Genomic DNA, 20,901 nt, shown 5'->3' with positions numbered 1-20,901 from the left:
GTCATGAGCGGGGCGCTCACAAAGGGAAATGAAAATAGTAAACAGTAAGCAGTGAGCAGTAAACAGGAAAGGCAGTCTTTATCTGCTAACTGCTTACCGCTTACTGCTTACTTGGGGTCATTTTCGGATGAACCGTCATGAGCGGGAATGAAAATTGGAACATCCTTCGACAGACCATGACAGTCAGTGAGGTGTTTCTTCGAATTAATCATGAAAGGGAAAGATAAAATGAATTCAGAGATTGAAAATGAGTACGGTTTTTTAAAGAGCTTCATCCCGGATATTCTTGTGATCGCTTATAAAGCGGGGGAAGCGATTCTTGATGTGTATAACAGTAAAGAATTTGATGTTACGTTCAAGGATGATTCATCTCCTTTAACGATTGCCGACAAGAGGGCAAATGATATTATTGTGGCGGGCCTTTCCGGAGGGCAATTCAGAAACATCCCTGTATTAAGCGAAGAAGGGAAAACTGTTTCTTATGATGAAAGAAAATCATGGGAATATTTCTGGTGTGTTGACCCGTTGGATGGGACAAAAGAGTTTATAAAGAGGAATGATGAATTTACCGTAAACATTGCACTGATACATAAACACCGGCCTGTGCTTGGCGTCATATACATACCTGTTAAAGATATATTTTATTTTGCATCCGAAGGGCTTGGTTCATATAAATTGGCTGATAGTAAGTTCATTGCAAATACTGATAATTTCACGAAAGAGAAAAAAGAGCTGTTGAATGAAGTAATAAATTTATCTGTGAATCTATATCCCACGACATCCCCTCTCCCCTCAGGGGAGAGGGGTAGGGTGAGGGGTGGTGGGGCTGAGCATGTAACGGCACAAATAAACATAATCGGCAGCGGTTCCCATGCAACAAAGGAACAGGAATTATATGTGGGAGAGATTAAAAAAAGATTTGATAAGGTAGAATTCAGTTCTGCCGGAAGCTCACTGAAATTCTGCAATGTAGCAGAAGGAAAAGCAGACATCTATCCGAGGTTTGGGCCGACTATGGAATGGGATACAGCCGCAGGACAGGCTATTGTTGAGCAATCCGGCGGAAAGGTATTAAATATCAGGACAAAAGAACCATTAGCATACAATAAAAAGGAACTTCTGAATCCATGGTTTTTAGTAGTGAAAGGTAATTATCAGCATGAAAAAGACGTGATTGATTGTACAGATTTGTTATTTCTTGTGTAACTTGCGCAGCTTGCGTTCATATTCGCCGGCTGAAGGAATTGAAGGTAATTCGGCATAGGAATATGTTTGACATGGTTAACCAATCTTTACATAATAAATCTGATTCGCATTGAGGTTATTAATGGCAATAAGGAAATTAATAGCGGTTCCGGAAGATATGAGAAAGCGTATGGTGGATTGCCTCCGCAGAGTTATGCTGAATCATGATAATATACTTTTTGCGTTTATCTACGGCTCGTTTGCCGGTTCTGAAGCTGTTGAGAGGTATGGAGATGTTGATGTAGCTATCTATTCATCAGACTTAAATGGGGAGGGTAAATCTTATATTCTCAATGCGAGATTGGAAGAGGAAATTGTGGAGGAGTTTTCAATGAGTAATCTGAATCTACTTCCTGTGGAAGTGATAAATCTTAAAGAAGCTCCATATCATTTTCTGGTATCTCTGTTAAGGCAGCCGTATCTTATGATTAAAGAAAATGAGGATGCACTTACATCGCTTATAGAAGAAACAAGTGGTCGTGCCCTTGCGAATATTCATTTGAGAAAAGAATCTATCAGAGAGGTACTGGAGGCGGATATATGCCGGATATAAATAGGGAAAGGGTAGAGCAGTATTTGGCAGAGATAAAAGAATCATTAACCGTCCTGAGAGACATTACAACTAAAAGTGATGTTGAAGGTTTTGTTGTGGATTCTATAAAGGTTAGGGCAGTGAAGTACACTATTGTTATTATGGTTGAGGCGATCTGTAATTTATTCCGCCATATTTTGGCAAAGAAATTCCATGTAGTTGTTGAGGAATATATGGAAGCTGTGATCAAGTCGAGAGAAAAAGGTATTTTATCCAGAAATATTTCGGAAAGGTTGATCCCGCTGACCAAATTGCGCCACCAACTGATTCATGGTTATTGGAAAACGGATGACAGGAGATTATTTGAAGAAACAAGGGACAACCTTGACATCATAGAAAGCTTTCTAACTGAAATAATACTATTTCTTGAAAGCCCCCAGAAAGAAGGTGATTCCCATAGTGGGTAACCTCTGCCCTGTCGTATTAGCGTTGTTGTATCTAAAATTATAGAGCTTGACGTAGGCCGTCATTACACTGCGGATGGAATTGAAATGAGAGGAATTGAAATGAGAAGCAAATTCCACAAGATTTCCAGAAGAACCTAAATGTACAGAATTATTATTTCTTGTGTAACTTGCGCAGCTTGCGTAACTTGCGATCATATAGCAGAACAATAATGAGGCCAATTAGACTTAGCACCAGTAAGGTAGTGAATGTTAATTCAATCTTTGTCATTTTTACTTACCTCCATACGATCTATTATAAAGCCACTTATCATCAGAATCATTGCTGTAATGAGCCCTATCCACAAGGCCTTAAAGGAGTACTGATCAGATACAAGATTTCCAACAACAGCAACACCCATTATCAACTTGCTCATATCATAACAATACTTGGAGAGGTTGTCTATTTGTTTCTCATTCATCATATTATTATCATAAAGAGCAATTCGTATACCATTCTGATAGAAATTGTAACCTATTGAGAAGTAATGTAGTTCCTTCATCAAGGGTGTTTTGTAATGCACAGGAATCTGTGTAAATGAATGCAGGGGATGCACAGAGATTATATAATGAGGATCCATAATTATTTGATTTATTAGTGTTTATATGTGTCCATTCGTGGTTAACTCCTTTTTTTAGGATTATAAGATTTTAATGAAATCGCCGGTTCTGATGTATGGCTTCAATGAGTAAAAATGAAATCAACGTATCTGTTGTCGTGACAGCTCATCATGAGGGGCGTCTTGCCCATCATACAATGCGTAGTCTGTTTATATCCGTTAAGGATGCGAAAGAGAAGGGATTGTCAACTGAGATTATAGTGGTAATGGACAGGCCTGATGAAAATACATTAGATTATTTTTCTAAATATGATGATTCGGAGATAACAGCCGTATCCGTTGATTTTGGTGACTTAGGTTTATCAAGGAATTATGGAGGAAATATTTCTTCTGGAAAATACATTTTCTTTCTGGATTCTGATAACCTGTTCGGCAAAGAGTGGTTATACAAGACATTCCGTTATCTTGAAGATAGCGATAAAGAGATTATCGTTCATCCGGAATACCAGATTTTATTTGAGTCAAAGGATGCAGTCTGGCATCAACTATCTACATTAGATCCTAATTTCTTTTTGGAAGATCTCATTGAGTTTAATTATTGGGATGCTGTTTGTGCCTTAAAAAAAGAAACATTATCAAAGTACCCTTATGAAAGTACGACTCAAACTCCCGGATTCGGATACGAAGATTGGTATTTTAACTGTCAGACAATCGCAGATGGTATTGAGCATCACGTTGTCCCGGAGACGGTGCATTTTCGCAGGGAAAAGAAATCAGGTTCATTGTTAGAATTTACAAAACAATCACATAGAGTAATAAGGCCATCAAAACTGTTTGAATACACACATTTCTCTGGTCTTATTCAGCAAGAACGGAATTCAAAGAATAGAGAAATACCTTCAAAAAGTTTAAGATTGACCAAAACCGAAATCCTTAAGAATTATTCACGTGAATATGCTGTATTATCCATGAGGTTGTTGGACTCACTTTCCCCAAAATTATACCGGTTCATGGCGAGGACTAGGAAACGTATTAAGACAAAACTCAGTTTTAAACACGGCCTGCCTGATTGGCTAATAACGGAATGGAAGGCTGTACATGCGTTTGATCCGCAGATATTTCCCGATGAAAAGATTATCGGCGATCTCCCTGTGTTTTCAATACCACGATCAAGGCTTGGCCGGTATTATCTGGAGCTATGTAAATTATATGGTGAGGGTGTCAGTCATGTATTTTTAGTCCCCTGGCTTAAGAGGGGCGGCTCTGATTTAGAAACCCTGAATTATATTGAAGCTCTTGATAAGTATAAACTCGGCAACAGAGCTGTTGTGATCTCTACCGACGATATTGATTCACCTTGGGCAGAGAGACTTCCGGCCGGTACAGGTTTTATTGAGTTCGGGAAAATATGCTCAGATCTGTCTCCGGATGAAAAAGAAAAACTTTTGACAAGGTTATTGCTTCAGACGGCACCTCATGCGGTGCATAATATAAATTCTAATCTGGGTTACCGGATATTCGTGAAGTATGGGAAGGCCCTTCAAAATATATCCAATTTGTATCTAAATCTTTTTTGTGCGGATTTCACTGAAGAGGGTAAAATGTTGGGATATTCGTTTCAATATTTCCCGGATTGTTTTGACTATGTAACGGCTGTTGCCTTTGACAATCAGGCATTTATTGATAATTTATGTGAAATATATGCCTTTGACCGAAAGAAACTTTATGTTCACTATCATCCGATCAAATTAACTCAGACAACTTATCGTAAAAAAAAATCTCCAGATAAAACAACTCTGGATATCTTATGGGCCGGCCGTATAGACAGACAGAAAAGACCTGATTTATTAACGGGTATTGCAGGGGCTTGCAAAGACCTTCCATTAAATTTTCATGTTTATGGAGACTCCCTTCTTGATGTGGATGTGTATACCCGGGAATTAAAGAAACTGAAGAACGTTACATACTATGGAGCATTTAACGGATTACATTCTTTACCGGCTGAATTATACGATCTCTATTTATACACCTCGCAATGGGACGGCCTGCCGAATGTCCTCTTAGAGGCCATATCACTGGGCTTACCGATTATTGCATCAAATGTCGGTGGTGTTGGAGAATTGATCATACCTGATAAAACAGGCTATCTGATCGAACCGTACGATGATGTAGATGTCTACGTCAATTGTCTGAAGAATATCCTCAGTGACAGGACTCAGCTCAATTATATTTCAAACAATGCGTATGAATTGGTAAAATCGAGACATTCATGGGATAAATTTGCAGAAGAGCTGAGGCGGTTTTCGGGATATGTAAGTTAGTAAACCTGCCTATTGTAACTTTATGAATTCCAATTCAAATTTGCCGCTTGTAAGTGTCATTGTACGTACCTGTAAGGGACGTCTTAATCGTCTGAAGGAGGCTGTCCCTTCAGTGCTGAATCAGACTTACTCTAACATAGAGATTGTCATTGTAGAAGACGGGTCAAATGACGCTGAGGTGTATGCGAAGGATATTCCGGCAATGCATGGGGTGTCTGTAGTTTATAGATCAACTCCTAAAGTCGGGCGCTGCCGGGCTGGAAACATAGGATTAGGGCTTTCTAACGGCAAGTTCTTATGCTTCCTGGATGATGATGACATTTATTTTGAGAATCATTTTGAGATACTGGTACATGAGCTTATGACCCATCCTGATGTGAGCGGCGTGTATGCGCTTGCCTTTGAGGTGCCGACAAAAATAATTTCTGAGGATAGATGGGAGTACAAAGAATTTAAACGCAAGATTGTTTATAAACAGAATTTTTCACGGGTGTTGTTATGGCATCATAATTATATACCTATCCAGGCATTAGTTTTCCGGCGGGAATTATATGATAATTTTGGCGGATTTGACGAATCATTAGAGATGTTGGAAGACTGGAACTTGTGGACACGATATACCCTTAGTTATAATTTTATGCTGGTAGAAAAGGTAACATCACTGTATCGTGTTCCTGCTGAAGGTAAAAAGATTTTAGAGCGTCTTTTTAAACTTAGTGATTACCATAGCAAAGTTTTAGAAAAACAAAAGGATCTTAAAGCCGTATTATCCCCATTCGAGGTTCAACAGTATGCAAAGGAGATGTCCGACTATTTGAACTTTGCTGTTATCCCAAAGCCCATACCCGAATCACGTTATAGATGGCCATTTATTATATTCAGCTTGTATAGATATATCATTAGGTTAAAGATGAAATTGCTGAGGTCTTTAAAATAATATAAAAAATATGGTAATGCCCAAGGTCTTCATAATAATCCTTAACTGGAATGGAAAAGATGACACCCTTGCCTGCCTTGATTCAGTGCGTAAATTGGATTATCCCGACTATCGTGTGATTGTTGTGGATAATGCCTCAACGGATGGCTCGGTCGGGGCTGTCAAATTGTGTTATCCATCTGCATCGTGGCTTACCATTATTGAGAACAGTGCAAACCTTGGATATACAGGCGGGAATAATGTGGGGATAAGATATGCAATGGAAAAGGGGGCGGATTATATCTGGCTGCTTAATAATGACACAAAGTCTGAACCTGATGCATTGAAGCGCCTGATTAAAGTAACACACGATTATCCTAAGGCCGGATTACTTGGACCCAAAATTGTTCAGATGGATAATCCGGCAATGGCATATTCAATGATCGGAAGTCTTAATATGTGGTTTCCCTGGCCTGACAGGATGGAAGGAAAGGAAAGCAGTCTGATAAAAGGAGGGGCTTTGGAATCGGATTTTATTTCCGGTTCCGCCATTCTGGTAAAAAGGGAATTTGTGGATAAAGTCGGGTTGCTGGATGAGAGATTCTTTTTTTACTGGGAAGAGAATGACTGGTGTGAGCGTGGTAAGAAATCAGGATTTAAGGTAATACTGGTTCCTGATGCTGTTGTTTATCATAAAGGCGGGGGAAGCTCCGGCAAGGGTTGGAACGAATTTACATCATACTATCTCGTGCGGAACTGGATTTTGTTCATGAGGAAACATGCCAGGGCAAGGCATTGGATAACTTTTCTTCCATTCCTGATCTTCTCACTTAGCTATTGGATTCTCAAGGTATTGCTTAAGAAAGATGTTGCTGTGGTCCGTTCTTTTATATCTGCGGTGTCGTGGAATATAAGAACACCACTTTGAAAGGCAGGCAGAGTGGTCATACCTGGATATAGCATAATTATCCCAAACCTCCATTCACCTCGTATAGGAGAGGTACTGGAGGCGCTTTATCGCCAAAGCGGTATAGATGGTAGTGAGGTTGAGATCATTGTTGTAGGTCAGGATAAGTATGGTCTTGTAAAGAGACATGCGGCAAAAGACAAACGCATAATGTTTCTGGAAACAGAAAGGGTTCTTAATCCTGCTGAGGCGAGGAACAAGGGGATAAAGGAGGCACGGGGGAAGTTGGTCTTTTTGATTGATGCGGATTGTATTGCATCTAAGAACTGGATGGCTGTGCTTTTGAGGAGGTATGGGGAGGGTAATCCGGTTGTTGGAGGGCCTATGTGGTTTGAGAGCGGTCAGTACTGGATTCTCTCGGATAATGTGGCCCACTTTCATGATTTATTGCCTGATATTGGCCGCGGTGTTAATCGTCACTTTATGCTGGCATCGGCGAATTTGATGGTCGAGAAGGCTGTATTGGAGAAGGTCGGGATGTTCGACGAAGACTTCCCAACTGGAGAGGACTTCGGGCTGTCTTTGAAATTGAGACATGCCGGCTATGACCTTTTTTTTGAGCCGGATGCGAAGATTATTCATCGTCCTGTAAGAGATAATATCAGTGCTGTATTGCGACATTCTAAGGAATGGGGGAAAAATTCAATCCGTATCAGATCAAAATACAAAGATGATCTGAATACACCTTTTTTTTTATTCCGGCCTTTACTACTGCGTCTATTATCACCGCTGATTGCCTCAGCAGTAACGTTGAAGATTTTTCTCAGACATCCTTCTGTCAGGCGCTACTGGTATACCTTTCCGGTTGTGTTTCTGACAAAGATGGTCTGGTGCTGGACAGTTGCAGGGGAGGTAGCGGCGGGGAGGCATTTAGTTAGTAAGCAGTGAACGGTAAGCAAGTAAGCAGACAGAGGCAAGAAGTTAGAAGTAAGAAGTTAGAATTAAGAAAGGGGATTACTGGGGATGTGTGAGAGAGTGAAAGGACAGGTCTTATTTCTTATGAACCTTGCGTGACTTACGTTCGGACAGTAGGAGTATGATGACGCCAATCACGCTTATTACAGCTAAAGTTGTAAATGCCATATCAATGTTTGACATTGTTATTTACCTCCTTTCTATCTATAAAATATCCCATGATGAGAAATCCACACGTAGCAATAAGTCCAATCAAGAAAGTGTGCTTTGAAAACTTATCCGATATAAGGTTACCGATAACCATAAGCCCCATCACGAGCTTGCTTGTATCATAACAATATTTGGATAGGTTGTCTATCTGCTTTTTGTTCATCATGAAGGTGTATTAAGAGCAATGGTTATGCCAGAATTTTTTAACTTGATTAACTCGTTGATATACTTGATGCTGCTGGAACTATGCTTAGAAATTGTTTTAGATAAATGCACATAAGTTTGTGCAAAAGTGCGGCAAATATTATTAAAGAATGTTTATCCGAAAATAACCCCATCCCCACCCTAACCCTCCCCTTGAAGGGGAGGGAATCAAAATAGATGCTAATCCTCTTCCTTTAAGGGTGGGAATAAACTTAGCACCCTCTCCCTCAGGGAGAGGGTCCGGGTGAGGGTGGGGGAAGGCATAAGCATGGGAAATTTAAATAAACTTATACGCTTTGCACAGGTTGCCTGGCATTATAAACGTGGCAGTACAATATTGCCTTACAAGCCTCTCCGTCTCTGGATTGAACCTACTTCTTTCTGTAATCTGAAGTGCCCGATGTGTACTAGTAAGGATATTCCACAGGATAAGGTTGGTTATATGGATTGGAATCTTTACACAAAGATTATTGATGAGGCAAAGGACTTTGTGTATGACATCAATCTTTTTATGGGTGGTGAATCCCTTTTTCATAAGAGGCTCCCTGACATGATTCAGTATGCAAAGGAAAGAGGGATTGGGACGCGTTTGTCTACGAATGCCACTGTGCTGACAGAAGAAAAAAGAAGGGCATTATTGGATGCGGGGCTTGATTTTATTATCTTCTCTTTTGACGGCTACGAGAAGGAGGTTTACGAGAAGATCAGGGTTAATGCCAATTTTGAAAAGACACTGGGAAATATTAAGGCATTTCTTGAGGAGAAGAAGAGACGCGGGAGTAAGAAGCCTTACGTGGTATTTCAGGTGATTGAGTTTGGGGTAGATGAAAATGAGCGGGACAAAAATGTCCCGGCTATCGGTAATATATCTGTGGATAGGCGGGGTTTTCTAACCCCGCCGGAACAAACAAAAGAAACCTTTCTTAAAAATTTCGAAGGTCTCCCCATAGACAGGTCCTCTATAATTCAGCCTCACACCTTTGGAGGCAAGGTTAGGCGTGAGCAGGGGAGGGGATTCCGGCCCGTAGGGCAGAGGTATGTACCCTGCACATTTCTATGGTATTCCATGTCAATCAGGTGGGATGGCATGGCTGTCCCATGCTGTGTTGACCTGTCGGGTGAGATGCCTGTTGGGGATGTCAGAAAAGATTCGCTCCTTAAGATATGGAATGGGAATGTACTGGCAGGGATGAGGGGAAAGATTGCGAAGGGGGAATACGCCGGCATTTCATTATGCAGTAATTGCGACATACTGTGGAAGGAACAGGTTATGGGGATACCTTTGAAGAGTATTAAAGAGCTGAAATATTTTCTGACAGGAACAAAGTCATGAGCGGGACAGGAATGTCCCGCCTATCTCTAATATATCTGTGGATAGGCGGGGTTTTCTAACCCCGCAGAGGGGCACAATTCAACATTAAGGACGACACCATGAATGAGAAATTATTAAAAGAACTTGAGATTTTAGAAGAGCTGTCATCAAACGGTCAGGTGACCCAGCGGGAGTTGAGTCATAAGGTGGGGATTGCCCTTGGGCTTGCAAATTTTTATATCAAGCGTCTGGTTCAAAAGGGTTATGTGGAGGTGGTTTATCTGGAGAGGAACAGGCTTGGTTACCTTATTACGCCAACAGGGATTACTGAGAAGTCCCGCCTGACTTACAACTATATTCAGCGTTCTTATCAGTATGTGCGAAAGGTGCGCATACGCATGAGAGATTGCCTGCGTGAACTCGCAGTGGGAGGGGTTAACACGGTCATCCTATATGGTGCCGGTGATATGGCTGAGGTGGCCTATCTTGCCCTTCAGGAGGCAGGTATAAAAATGTCGGGTGTTGTTGATGCAACAAGGGCCGGCAGACCTTTTCTGGGGTATACAATTCTCCCTGTCAGTTATATCCCGAGGTTATCTTTTGACAGGATTGTTATTACCGAGCCTGTTGCAGTGCATGACGTCGGCAATCTCTTTCAGGAGTATGGGATTGGAGAGGACAGGCTGGTGCATCTTGAAGGGTGAACCGGTCGTGAGTGGGACAAGAATGTCCCGTCTATTCTTTATAAGTCGCTGGATAGGCGGGGTTTTCTAACCCCGCCGAAGGAATTTCAGGTTGAACAAAAAAGTTAAATGTATTATTGTTATTTTGAATTTTGAAATAATCTTATAGGAGGCGTTATGAAGGCACTGATTACAAGCGGCGGTAAGGGCACAAGGCTGAGGCCGATTACACATACCAGTAACAAACATCTGATACCTATTGCAAACAAACCCATGATTCACTTTGCAATAGAGGCAGTGGCAGGGGCCGGTATAAAGGAGATTGGTATTGTTTATAATCCTGATACAGGGGATGAGATAAAGAAGGCTCTGGGAACCGGCAGTCAGTGGGGTGTTAATTTTACATTCATACTTCAGGAATCTCCGGCAGGGCTTGCCCATGTGGTTAAGGTTGCACAGGATTTTATCGGAAATGACCCTTTTGTATTCTATCTTGGCGACAATGTGGTCGTCGGCGGGATTAAGCGTTTTATTGATGATTTCGAGCGTGAGAAATCGAATTGCCATCTGGTCTTGTCAAAGGTGAATGACCCTGAGCGATTTGGCGTGCCTGATATTAAGGATGGAAAGATAATAAGTGTTGAGGAAAAACCTGAGAAGCCTAAGAGCCGGTATGCTGTTACCGGTATTTACATATATGACGCAACTGTTTTTGAGGCTGTAAATAATATTAAACCGAGTGCACGCGGGGAACTTGAAATATCCGATGCACACGATTACCTGATTCAGAAGGGATATAACATCGGGTATTCAGAGATTACCGGATGGTGGAAGGATACCGGTAAACCTGAGGATTTACTTGAGGCGAACAGGCTGACACTTGACAGGATAATCGGGGATGATGATCCGGTGATTGCAGGCGATGTGGACGATGATTCGGATATAGCCGGAAAAGTCATTATTGAAAAAGGGGCAAGGATAATCAATAGCAGTATAAGAGGGCCTGTTATTATTGGAGAGAATACAGTTATTGAGAATAGCTACATAGGTCCTTTTACCTCGATATACTATGGCTGTCATATTAAGGACAGCGAGGTTGAATACAGCATTATACTTGAGAAGTGTAAGATAATTGACGCTGACATCAGGATTGAGAGGAGCCTCCTTGGAAGAGAGGCTGAGATTATTAAATGTAAAACCAAGCCGAAGACACAGAAGTTTATCATAGGGGATCAGAGCATTGTGGAGCTGGTTTAACGGCAGTGAACAGTGATTGGTGAATAGTGAATAGTTAGAAGATTAGAAGCAAGAAGCAAGAATTTGAGGAAAAATGTGTTGAGCATGATATTAGAATCGTATAGTATATATTAAACAGTAAGCAGTGAAGGTAGTTTTTGTCTGCTAATTGCTCACTGCTTACTGCTAACTTGAATGTGAACAGGAGGCTATACAGATATGGCGTTTAAAAAGGCATTAATCATAGGTCTTGACGGTGTCCCTTATACTACTATGCAGAGGTTTATTGCGGAAGGGGTTATGCCCAATACCGGCGAACTTGTTAAGAGCGGGACTTTATCCCGCATGACTACTTCTCTTCCTGAAGTATCTTCTGTTGCATGGACTTCTTTTATGACCGGTGTGAATCCGGGTAAGCATGGAATATACGGTTTTATGGACCTTCGTCCTAATACTTATGATATGTTCTTTCCTGACTTTAAGTCTGTTAAGTCAGAGACGATGTGGGAGTTTCTTGGAAAATCCGGCAGACGTTCCATTGTTGTTAATGTCCCTTCCACATACCCTGCAAAGGAGCTGAATGGGATTCTTATTGCAGGATTCGTTGCTATTGATTTACGAAAGGCTACCTATCCGCAATCTTACGTTCCATTGCTGGAACAGATGGGGTACAGGCTTGATGTTGATGCAACAAAGGCGAGGAAGTCTATGGACCTGTTTGCAGATGACCTGAGGGAGACTCTTAAAAGGAGAGAGGAGGCCCTTATGTACCTTATTGAGAAAGAGGAATGGGACCTTTTTATTGCAACCATATCCGAGACAGACAGGCTTCATCATTTCCTTTGGGCGGCCTCTGATGACCCTTCTCATCAGTATCATGATTTCTTTATAGAGATATACAGGTGGATAGACAGGATTATAGGTAAATTATGTGAAAAGATTGACAGGGATACTGCTGTGTTTATGGTGTCTGACCACGGCTTTACTCACATTAAGCAGGAGGTCTACATAAACAAATGGCTGGAGGAAGAGGGATATTTAATGTTTACAAAAAATCCCGCTGACTCCTACAAGGATATTAGAGAGGGGACAAGGGCATTTAACCTTGACCCTGCAAGGATATATATTAACGTCAGAGGGAAGTATCCTAAAGGATGTGTGGATTCAGGAAAAGAGTATAATTCTCTGAGAGATGAAATAAAAGAAAAGTTACTTGGATTTAAAGCAGATGGACAGAATGCGATTAAACAGGTCTTTTTCAAAGAGGACATTTTCAGCGGCCCGCAGTATGATTTTGCCCCTGATATGGTTATCCTGCCGAATTATGGATTTGACCTGAAAGGCGCTTTAAATAAGCCTTCTGTAACCGGCAGGAGTATTTTTACCGGTATGCACACTCAGGATGATGCACTGTTCTTTGTGACGAATAATGAAAATTCCAGCCCTTTGTTTAAGGGAGGGCGAGGGGGGGTATTATCAGGAGAAGTTAATATCATTGATGTGATGCCAACCATCCTTGATGCAATGGGGATTGAACCGGCGGCAGGGCTGGATGGCAGAGCGGTGAGCGGAGGTTAGAAGTTAGAAGTTAGAAACAAGACGCAAGATATAAAGCCTACCTCATCCATGCACTCTCGCTTAATGGCGATGGCCCAAAGCTTATTCCCTCCCCTTCAAGGGGAGGGTTCTTAGATTGTTCCCTCCCCCTTGAGGGGGGAGGGTTAGGGTGGGGGTGAGCAAAGGAGAATAACGTATGATACACGATGTAAAAATTAAAAACCTCAAGCTAATCCCGGATGAACGGGGTTTTCTTATGGAGATGCTGCGTTGTGATGATGAGGTATTTAAGGACTTCGGTCAGATATACATGACAGGGTGCAAACTCGGCATTGTAAAGGGCTGGCATTATCATAAAGAGCAGACTGATAATTTTGTCTGTGTGTATGGAACTGCCCTTGTGGTGTTGTGCGATACAAGGGAAGGTTCTCCTACAAAGGGTGTTAGTCAGGAGTTTTATTTAAAAGCGCCTCCGGAAAAAGGGGCCGGCAATATTCTTCTTCAGATACCTGTAGGTGTTATGCACGGCTTTACTGCATATCAATGTGATGAAGCAAGGATTATCAATGTTCCGACTCGTCCATACAGATATGACAATCCTGATGAATTCAGGTATCCATGGAATAGTGAAGAGATACCTTATAAGTGGCCGGAGTTTGTGAAGAGCGGAGGATGAGTTAGGCAGAAGTTAGAGGCAAGAAGTTAGAGGTTAGAAGTAAGAAATAAGAAGTAAGAAGAAAAGGATAGAATAGGGGAAATTATGAAGCTATTGGTAACAGGCGGTGCGGGGTTTATTGGAAGTAATTTTATCAGGCATATTCTAAAGAAATATCCTGATTATCATGTGAGGAATCTTGATAAGCTGACTTATGCAGGGAATCCGGATAATCTGAAGGAGGTTGAAGGGAATCCGAATTATACCTTTATAAAAGGGGATATATGCGATGCAAAGGTGGTTGCTGAGGCAGTAGAAGGTGTGGATGCAATTATAAATTTTGCTGCTGAGACGCATGTAGACCGTTCAATCCTGTATCCGGGAAGTTTTATTCAGACGGATGTGTACGGGACATATACACTCCTTGAAGCGGTTAAGGCAAAGGGCATATTACGTTACATACAAATTTCTACAGACGAGGTTTACGGAAGCATCGAACAAGGCTCTTTTAATGAAGAAAGCCCTCTGTCTCCGAGCAGTCCTTATTCTGCATCAAAGGCAGGTGCGGATATGGTGGTTTTTGCTTACAGAAAAACATTCAATCTGCCTGTTATAATCACAAGGAGTTCAAATAACTTTGGGCCCTGTCAGTATCCTGAAAAACTTATCCCGCTTTTTATAACCAATGCACTTGAAGATAATCCGTTACCAATGTATGGAGACGGGCTGAATGTGCGCGACTGGATATATGTGGAAGATAATTGTGCGGCAATTGATGTTGTACTGCATAATGGGAAGGATGGAGAGATATACAATATAGGCGGCGGGAATGAGAGAACAAACAGGGAGATTACAGAGATTATTTTGAAGGAGACGGGCAAGTCACGGGATCTGATAAAATTCGTTAAGGATCGGGCAGGACATGACCGTCGTTACTCTATTGATTCATCAAAAGTGATTTCATTGGGATTTACTCAAAAGTATAAATTTGAAGATGCAATCGCAAATACAGTAAAATGGTATAAAGAGAATGAACAGTGGTGGAAAAGGTTAAAGTCTGAGGAATTTAAACAATACTATAAAAAAGCTTACGGTGAAATCTAATAACAACATACGCATACACTGGGGTGCCGGTGAGATAGGCGGCCCGCGCCATGAATACAGGGAGTCCCTGATATTAGGGATGTTAAAGAAAGATATTGAACAGGGGAGCTTTGTATTGGATGCAGGGTGCGGGAGCGGCAGTCTTCTTCTTAAACTCTCCGGCTGCGGATGCAATACATTTGCGATTGAGCAGTCAAAAGAGTATGTGGAAATTTTACGAAAGAGGACAAAGAATTTTACGCAGTCTAATATCAGAAGTATAAAGCAGGGGAGTGTGGCTGATATCCCATTTCCGGATAAGTCATTTGATGTTGTTGTCTCTGCAGAGGTTCTGGAACATGTTAAGGATGATACGCAGGCTATTCTTGAGTTTTACAGGGTACTGAGGCACGGAGGGGTTTGTATTGTTTCTGTGCCGGCATCTCCCTCATTATGGGATTTTACTGATGAATGGGCCGGCCACCTGAGGAGATATACAAGGGAAGGGCTTATAAACCTTTTTGAAAAAAAGGGTTTTGTTGTGGAGGATGTAAGATACTGGGGGTTTCCTTTTGTGCGTTTCTACCACAGGTTCATATATCTGCCGCATGTTAAGAGTAAAACATCAGGAGGAGAATCAACGGACGCAATAAGGCCCCCGGATGCGGGGAAGCATCAGATGATGACAAGAATGCTTGGCATGGTGTTCAGGTTTGATTCCTTATTCAACTGGACACCTTACGGTATCGGCCTGATCCTTAAAGCAAGAAAACCGGGAACTATAATTGATTTAAAAATTCCTGTGAAGCTGGGTGCACTTGGCTGTACATCTTAAGATATTTTTGTTGATAGCGGTTTTATCTTCTGCTGTATATTTTAATTCCTTTCATAATTCCTTCCATTTTGATGACCAGCACTATATAGTTGCAAATCCTTATATACGAGACCTGAGCAACATACCCAATTTTTTTAAAGGTACACAGTTTTCCAGTTTTGAAAAGGCATTTGCAGCACATTACCGGCCTCTTTTAGTTGTTAGTTATGCACTTAATTATGCTGTAGGCGGACTTAATCCAACCGGATACCATATTGTAAATTTGTTATTTCATATAGGGACAGCCTTTCTTGTGTTTCTTATTGTGAAAGCCATGTTAGCGGTCTGTGAGCAGTCGGGAGAGCAGAAGTCAGAAGCAAGAAGCAAGAAGCAAGAGGTCAGAAGTAAGAAGTCAGAAGGAAACGGTAATTCGGTTGCAGAGAACACAATTCACTATCTTATCCCGCTCTCTACTGCCCTTATCTTTGCAGTCCATCCATTTAACTCAGAGGTTGTGAACTATATTACAGCACGTTCCAGTGTGATGTGCTCGTTCTTTTATCTCTTGTCATTTTATTGCTGGATTAAATTTAGAAGTCAACAGACAGAAGCAAGAAGTCAACAGACAGAAGCAAGAAGTCAACAGACAGAAGCAAGAAGCAAGAAGCAAGAAGTTAGAAGGAATCTTACTTCTAATCTCTTACTTCTTACTTCTAATTTCTTACCTCTTACCTCTAACTTCTATCTTCTATCCCTCCTCGCCTTCCTCCTTGCCATCCTTACAAAAGAGATTGCTATTACACTTCCGGTAATGTTGATTATATATGATATATATTTTGTCAGAGATGATGCGAAGCATTCATCTTCCGGTGTATCTACTTTCAGCCTTCAGCCTTCAGCCTTCAGCCTTCTTAAATGTTATCTTCCTTTTATTTCCCTTGTTGCCATACCATATCTTATTTTCAGAAGCAGTATGTTGAAACTGGCAGTTGCCGGGAGGACTTCGGACCTGTACATCAACCTTTTAACCCAGCCAAAGGTATTATTGAAGTATCTTCAGTTAGTGTTCTTTCCAATGGGATTAACTATAGATCATGTTGTGAAGAAGTCATCTACCGGTTATGACAGTATTTTTATTCTAAGTATACTTGCCATAATGATTATTTTATTATCAGCATATTTCTTGTTTAAAAGAGGAGGGGGATGGAGGATACTGTCTTTTTTTATATTATGGTTTTTTATTACACTCCTGCCCACTACCTTAGTGCCTCTGAATGCTATATTACAGGAGAACAGGGGTTATCTTGCAGGTATTGTTTTTCCGGTAATGGCCGGAATAATCTTTTTAAAGATGCCTCAGCGTATAGCCATAGCTTTGCTTATTGTCCTGGTTTTTACTTATTCAATCAATACAGCCAAAACAAATGCCTTTTGGAAGGATGAATTTACACTATGGCAGAGGGCAGCGGATATTTCTCCTTCATCACCAAGGGCACATGACAATCTAGGGCTTGCTTATGTAGGCAGGGGGGATTATAACAATGCTATTCGTGAATTTGAATATACATTGAAGCTGAATCCGCTTTATTATCTTGCATATTACAATGCAGGTGTTGTGTATCAGACTCAGAAAAGGCTTGATCTGGCGAAGGCAAGCTATGAACATTGCCTTAAAATAAATCCTGACTTTTTCAGGGTTTATTATAACCTCGGTATTGTGTACAAGAAAACCGGAGAACTTGATAAGGCAATTACTGTTTATGAGAAGGCTATCTCTATTGACCCGCGACATCCATTCGTATATAACAACCTCGGAATTGTTTTAACAGAAAAAGGTGAGCTGGACAAGGCGGAGTCAATCTTTAAAAAGGCAATAGAGATTAATCCAGATTATGCCAAGGCATACTATAATATCGGCAGTTTATACTACAGGAAAGGAAAATATGACCTTGCTGTTGAATCATTTAATAGGGCAGTTGAAATAGAGCCGGACTATAAAGAGGCAAGGCAGATGCTTACAGAGGCGATGAAGAAAAGGCAGTGAAGTGTGAAATGTTTTTTCTTACTTCTTACTTCTTACCTCTAACTTCTTGCTTCTAACTTCTTGCTTCTTATTTCGTATAATAAATCCAGCTATGTGCAAAAATACCATTAATACCAATACTTTCTGTACTAACGATGTATAAACAAAAAACGCTGCCAATCCAACTGCAGGCAATAAGGCCAGTCTTACCACCGGTTTTAAGTAAACATGTTTTAGGATGTAATCAGCCGCCGCCGGGCTGAAATGGTAATATAATTCTACAAATGCCTTACCCGTGTTGTTGGTAATAAGATATCGGTCACGGAAACTCCGCAGTAACGCGACGTGGCTTTCAAAAGGGCTTCCATAAGCGGCTGTGGCTATGAAACATGCCTTACCAAGCCTCTGTCCCTCTATTTGCAAGGTTTGTATATCAAAAAAACCTCCAAGGAAATATATATTATAGTTATCTTTGGCGAGCGCAGACCTTGTATCCATCCAGACAATATAAAAATGTCCGGCATTGTCTATACTCATCTTAGGTTGTACTGATTCGCCTGGAGGTATGGGGTAATCAATCCAGTAATCCGATTCCTGCCATGAGTATTGCTTTCCTTTCTCTGCTGAGAAATTAAAGAATAAGTCTGATGTCCCGGATCTGTTGTCAATCCATGATATAAAAACAGTCCCATGTGCATCAACTTTAACCATAGGAGATCCGGCTTTAGCTAGCCCTGCTTCCGTGATACCGGTATCAATTCGTATATTTGAATCATTATCTAAAAATTTATGTCCAAAGCTTTCAGAATGATTTGTGAATATATTATAAGATTTATCTCCGAACCTGTCGTCAGCCCATGCGATTAAAACAACACCTTCGTCATTGCTTCCGATCGCAACATCAAATGGGACGGACTGATGGTCACCATAGTTAGGCATTTCTATGCGCTGGTCTTCTTTTCCCCATGTCTCACCAAAATTATTTGAATAGTTGAAGTAAACATCAGGAGTCCCATCAGGGGAATATAATTCTCCAAGCAGGGGCCTTCCTGCATTGTCAGTCCATGCGATATATACATCTCCGTATGAATCACTGCTCATAACAGGGGCGGAATATGTCAGAAAACCGGCAACTCCTGCCGTGTCTATACGGGTTGCAGATGGTTTCCATGAGTTTCCATTATTATGTGAAACATTAAAATATATGCCCTTATAAATCTTGTCTTCAGGTTTATTCCTGCTGTCATTCCATGAGATGTATACATTATTATTATTGTCTGATGATATTGCCGGGGAAGTTGCTGAAAAAAGACCTGCATCTATCCCAGTATTTATTCTTACATCAGGGGTCTGGTAATACTCTATAAAATCTGAAGGTTTATTGAATTTTACAATTAAGGATCTGAAGAAGACTTCAGGACGACCGGCCTTGGTTCTGTCATCCTCCCAAACAAAATAAACATTTCCCTTATCATCACATGACATCCTGAGGTTTTCTGACTTGCCGATAGCAGGATTATCAGTATCAATTCGTTTATCAGTAAATTCAGGATACCATGTTGTTCCGTAATCCTTTGAATATCGAAAATATATATCTAACTTCCCCGTTCCCGCCTTTACCGCTCTGTCATCCACCCATGAAACATAAACATGGCCTGAGTTGTCTGCACATATCTGGGGTGTTGTTGCATCTCCTTCCTGCGCATCACGCGGTCTGGGAAATCCTGCTGTTATCGGTATTGCCCTGAAATTCCACCCTGTATTGGGGAAATATGTGTTTGTATATATCCCGTAAGATCCTCCTCTGTTGTCACTCCATGTAACATAGACATGGCCATCGTTATCTGCTGCCATTGAAGGTGATGTTGCATTATTAGGGGTTGAAAGAACAGGCAGGTCAATCCTTGAATCCCTCGAATCAAAATCTATTGCAAGAGCATATCCGTTAAATGTTATAAGTAAAAGATAAAGCCCCGTAAAAAAGCAGATATATTTCTTATTAAAAACCATACTATGAGTTTTCTAATTTCTTGCTTCTAACCTCTTGCTTCTACCTTCAGTCTTCAGTCTTCAGCCTTCTTACCTATCAGCTTCTTCCTAACTTCGTTAAACATAGCCACATATTCCTTGCTCCTGTAATCCGGATATGTTGTCTGAAGCGGTTGAAAAGTTTTGTTTATATATCTGAAGGTAGGTTCAGCATATATCCCTTTTCCAATATATATCCTGTGAGAATAGTCTTTTGTTGAAGCAAGGACTACCTTGGCAAGTGTCAGGTAACCAGGGTCAATGTTAACTTGTCTCTGAGGATTTCCCGGCCCTGCATTGTTCATATACAAGTTTTCAATCTCATTTGTCATAATTTTTACATCAGATAACATTTCCTGTTCAATCGGCTGTTCAAAGAAGAAAAATACCCTTTGGAGTTCAGTTCCCATCTCTTTTTCGTAGTATTTTGAATGTGACCAATTGTATATAGGGCTGGTAAATTCAATAGGGCCAAAATTAGAAGACAATTTTTCTCTGACCTGATAAAATACATCTTTATTTTTACCAAGCAGTGCAGTAAACAATTTTGCTTTTTCCGGTGGTCTAATCAAACCCATAAATTAAGTATAACATAGACACCAAATTAAATAATGCAAGAATCGTGCAAACCATCATGCAAACCGGCATTGTATGGAGCAGGAGGATTTGCTATAATATGTAAATTTTTAGGTTACAACAGCTCACAAGAAATGAAAATTATATTTAGTGTCATTGCGAGGAGCGATAGCGACGAAGCAATCTCGTAGTTGGTCAGATTGCTTCGCCTTCGGCTCGCAATGATGTCTGGGAGAAGCATTTTCGTATGAACCCTCATGAGCCTTCGGCTCACAAAGGATGATGAAAATGAGGCCCCCTCACCCGGACCCTCTCCCGCCAGGGGAGAGGGAAGCAAATGTTTATTCCCTCCCCCTTGAGGGGGGAGGGTTAGGGTGGGGGTGAGCTATGGGTATTATCGTATGAACTCCCATAAACCGAGGGTTCACAAAGGGCAATGAAAACCCCACCCTCACCCTAACCCTCTCCCTGAGGGAGAGGGGGCTATGTTGATTCCCTCCCCTTCAAGGGGAGGGGTAGGGTGGGGATGGGGTTGATTTTCGTATGAAAAGAATCGGTCTT

The 20,901-nt window shown here is 41.1% G+C and carries 19 protein-coding genes; 15 read left to right on the top strand and 4 right to left on the bottom strand.

From position 1 onward, the window contains the following. Positions 1-228 precede the first annotated feature (228 nt). The 3 genes from HZA08_14040 (at position 229) to HZA08_14030 (ending at position 2,244) form a co-directional block, all read left to right on the top strand. Positions 229-1,206: a 3'(2'),5'-bisphosphate nucleotidase CysQ gene (locus HZA08_14040; GenBank protein ID MBI5194541.1), complete on the top strand. Its 978-nt coding sequence runs from the start codon at positions 229-231 to the stop codon at positions 1,204-1,206. 121 nt (positions 1,207-1,327) lie between these two features. Next, on the top strand, positions 1,328-1,798 hold the full coding sequence (locus HZA08_14035; protein MBI5194540.1) for a nucleotidyltransferase domain-containing protein: 471 nt from the start codon (positions 1,328-1,330) through the stop codon (positions 1,796-1,798). Then, positions 1,786-2,244, top strand: a complete 459-nt coding sequence (locus HZA08_14030) for a DUF86 domain-containing protein (protein ID MBI5194539.1) — start codon at positions 1,786-1,788, stop codon at positions 2,242-2,244. Before HZA08_14035 ends, HZA08_14030 begins: the two co-directional genes overlap by 13 nt. 254 nt (positions 2,245-2,498) lie before the next feature. On the opposite strand, the gene HZA08_14025 is transcribed toward HZA08_14030, so the two are convergent. Further along, positions 2,499-2,705, bottom strand: coding sequence for a hypothetical protein (locus HZA08_14025; GenBank protein ID MBI5194538.1), 207 nt, complete (start codon positions 2,703-2,705; stop codon positions 2,499-2,501). Between the two features lie 260 nt (positions 2,706-2,965). Here HZA08_14025 and HZA08_14020 point away from each other — a divergent pair, with 260 nt between their 5' ends. The 4 genes from HZA08_14020 to HZA08_14005 are packed head-to-tail and all read left to right on the top strand — an operon-like array spanning position 2,966 to position 7,932. Continuing rightward, the gene (locus HZA08_14020; GenBank protein MBI5194537.1) at positions 2,966-5,161 is read left to right on the top strand and encodes a glycosyltransferase; all 2,196 of its coding nucleotides are present in this window, start codon (positions 2,966-2,968) and stop codon (positions 5,159-5,161) included. Positions 5,162-5,183: 22 nt separating this feature from the next. After that, positions 5,184-6,098, top strand: a complete 915-nt coding sequence (locus HZA08_14015) for a glycosyltransferase (GenBank protein MBI5194536.1) — start codon at positions 5,184-5,186, stop codon at positions 6,096-6,098. Positions 6,099-6,108: 10 nt separating this feature from the next. Beyond that, positions 6,109-7,005, top strand: coding sequence for a glycosyltransferase family 2 protein (locus HZA08_14010; protein ID MBI5194535.1), 897 nt, complete (start codon positions 6,109-6,111; stop codon positions 7,003-7,005). Positions 7,006-7,017: 12 nt separating this feature from the next. Beyond that, positions 7,018-7,932, top strand: coding sequence for a glycosyltransferase (locus HZA08_14005; protein MBI5194534.1), 915 nt, complete (start codon positions 7,018-7,020; stop codon positions 7,930-7,932). A 196-nt stretch (positions 7,933-8,128) separates the two neighbouring features. On the opposite strand, the gene HZA08_14000 is transcribed toward HZA08_14005, so the two are convergent. Further along, on the bottom strand, positions 8,129-8,335 hold the full coding sequence (locus HZA08_14000) for a hypothetical protein (GenBank protein MBI5194533.1): 207 nt from the start codon (positions 8,333-8,335) through the stop codon (positions 8,129-8,131). 306 nt (positions 8,336-8,641) lie between these two features. On the opposite strand from HZA08_14000, the gene HZA08_13995 reads away from it, so the two are divergent. From HZA08_13995 to HZA08_13960, 8 genes are all read left to right on the top strand, one after another. Continuing rightward, positions 8,642-9,706 carry a radical SAM protein gene (locus HZA08_13995; GenBank protein MBI5194532.1) on the top strand — a complete coding sequence of 355 codons (1,065 nt, stop codon included), beginning with the start codon at positions 8,642-8,644 and terminating at the stop codon, positions 9,704-9,706. Positions 9,707-9,804: 98 nt separating this feature from the next. After that, positions 9,805-10,389 (top strand): winged helix-turn-helix transcriptional regulator, encoded by a 585-nt coding sequence (locus HZA08_13990; protein ID MBI5194531.1) that lies wholly within the window; start codon positions 9,805-9,807, stop codon positions 10,387-10,389. A gap of 156 nt (positions 10,390-10,545) precedes the next feature. Beyond that, positions 10,546-11,625, top strand: coding sequence for a glucose-1-phosphate thymidylyltransferase (locus HZA08_13985; protein MBI5194530.1), 1,080 nt, complete (start codon positions 10,546-10,548; stop codon positions 11,623-11,625). 198 nt (positions 11,626-11,823) lie between these two features. Next, positions 11,824-13,182, top strand: a complete 1,359-nt coding sequence (locus tag HZA08_13980; protein ID MBI5194529.1) for an alkaline phosphatase family protein — start codon at positions 11,824-11,826, stop codon at positions 13,180-13,182. 175 nt (positions 13,183-13,357) lie between these two features. Further along, a complete protein-coding gene (locus HZA08_13975) occupies positions 13,358-13,837 on the top strand; it encodes a dTDP-4-dehydrorhamnose 3,5-epimerase family protein (protein MBI5194528.1) in 480 nt (159 codons plus the stop codon). Positions 13,838-13,921: 84 nt separating this feature from the next. Next, positions 13,922-14,920: a dTDP-glucose 4,6-dehydratase gene (gene rfbB, locus HZA08_13970; GenBank protein MBI5194527.1), complete on the top strand. Its 999-nt coding sequence runs from the start codon at positions 13,922-13,924 to the stop codon at positions 14,918-14,920. Then, on the top strand, positions 14,910-15,734 hold the full coding sequence (locus HZA08_13965; protein MBI5194526.1) for a class I SAM-dependent methyltransferase: 825 nt from the start codon (positions 14,910-14,912) through the stop codon (positions 15,732-15,734). Before rfbB ends, HZA08_13965 begins: the two co-directional genes overlap by 11 nt. Continuing rightward, positions 15,718-17,757 carry a tetratricopeptide repeat protein gene (locus HZA08_13960; GenBank protein MBI5194525.1) on the top strand — a complete coding sequence of 680 codons (2,040 nt, stop codon included), beginning with the start codon at positions 15,718-15,720 and terminating at the stop codon, positions 17,755-17,757. Before HZA08_13965 ends, HZA08_13960 begins: the two co-directional genes overlap by 17 nt. An 18-nt stretch (positions 17,758-17,775) precedes the next feature. Here the strand turns inward: HZA08_13960 and HZA08_13955 are convergent, their stop codons facing one another. Both HZA08_13955 and HZA08_13950 read right to left on the bottom strand, forming a co-directional pair. Then, positions 17,776-19,746: a hypothetical protein gene (locus HZA08_13955; GenBank protein MBI5194524.1), complete on the bottom strand. Its 1,971-nt coding sequence runs from the start codon at positions 19,744-19,746 to the stop codon at positions 17,776-17,778. Positions 19,747-19,799: 53 nt separating this feature from the next. Next, a complete protein-coding gene (locus tag HZA08_13950) occupies positions 19,800-20,342 on the bottom strand; it encodes a DUF4416 family protein (protein ID MBI5194523.1) in 543 nt (180 codons plus the stop codon). Between the last annotated feature and the right edge of the window lie 559 nt (positions 20,343-20,901).

Source organism: Nitrospirota bacterium (genome assembly GCA_016212215.1).
Taxonomy (GTDB): domain Bacteria; phylum Nitrospirota; class 9FT-COMBO-42-15; order HDB-SIOI813; family HDB-SIOI813; genus JACRGV01.
Note: the sequence above shows the minus strand (reverse complement) of the source record. Positions and strands in the feature narration are given on the sequence as shown.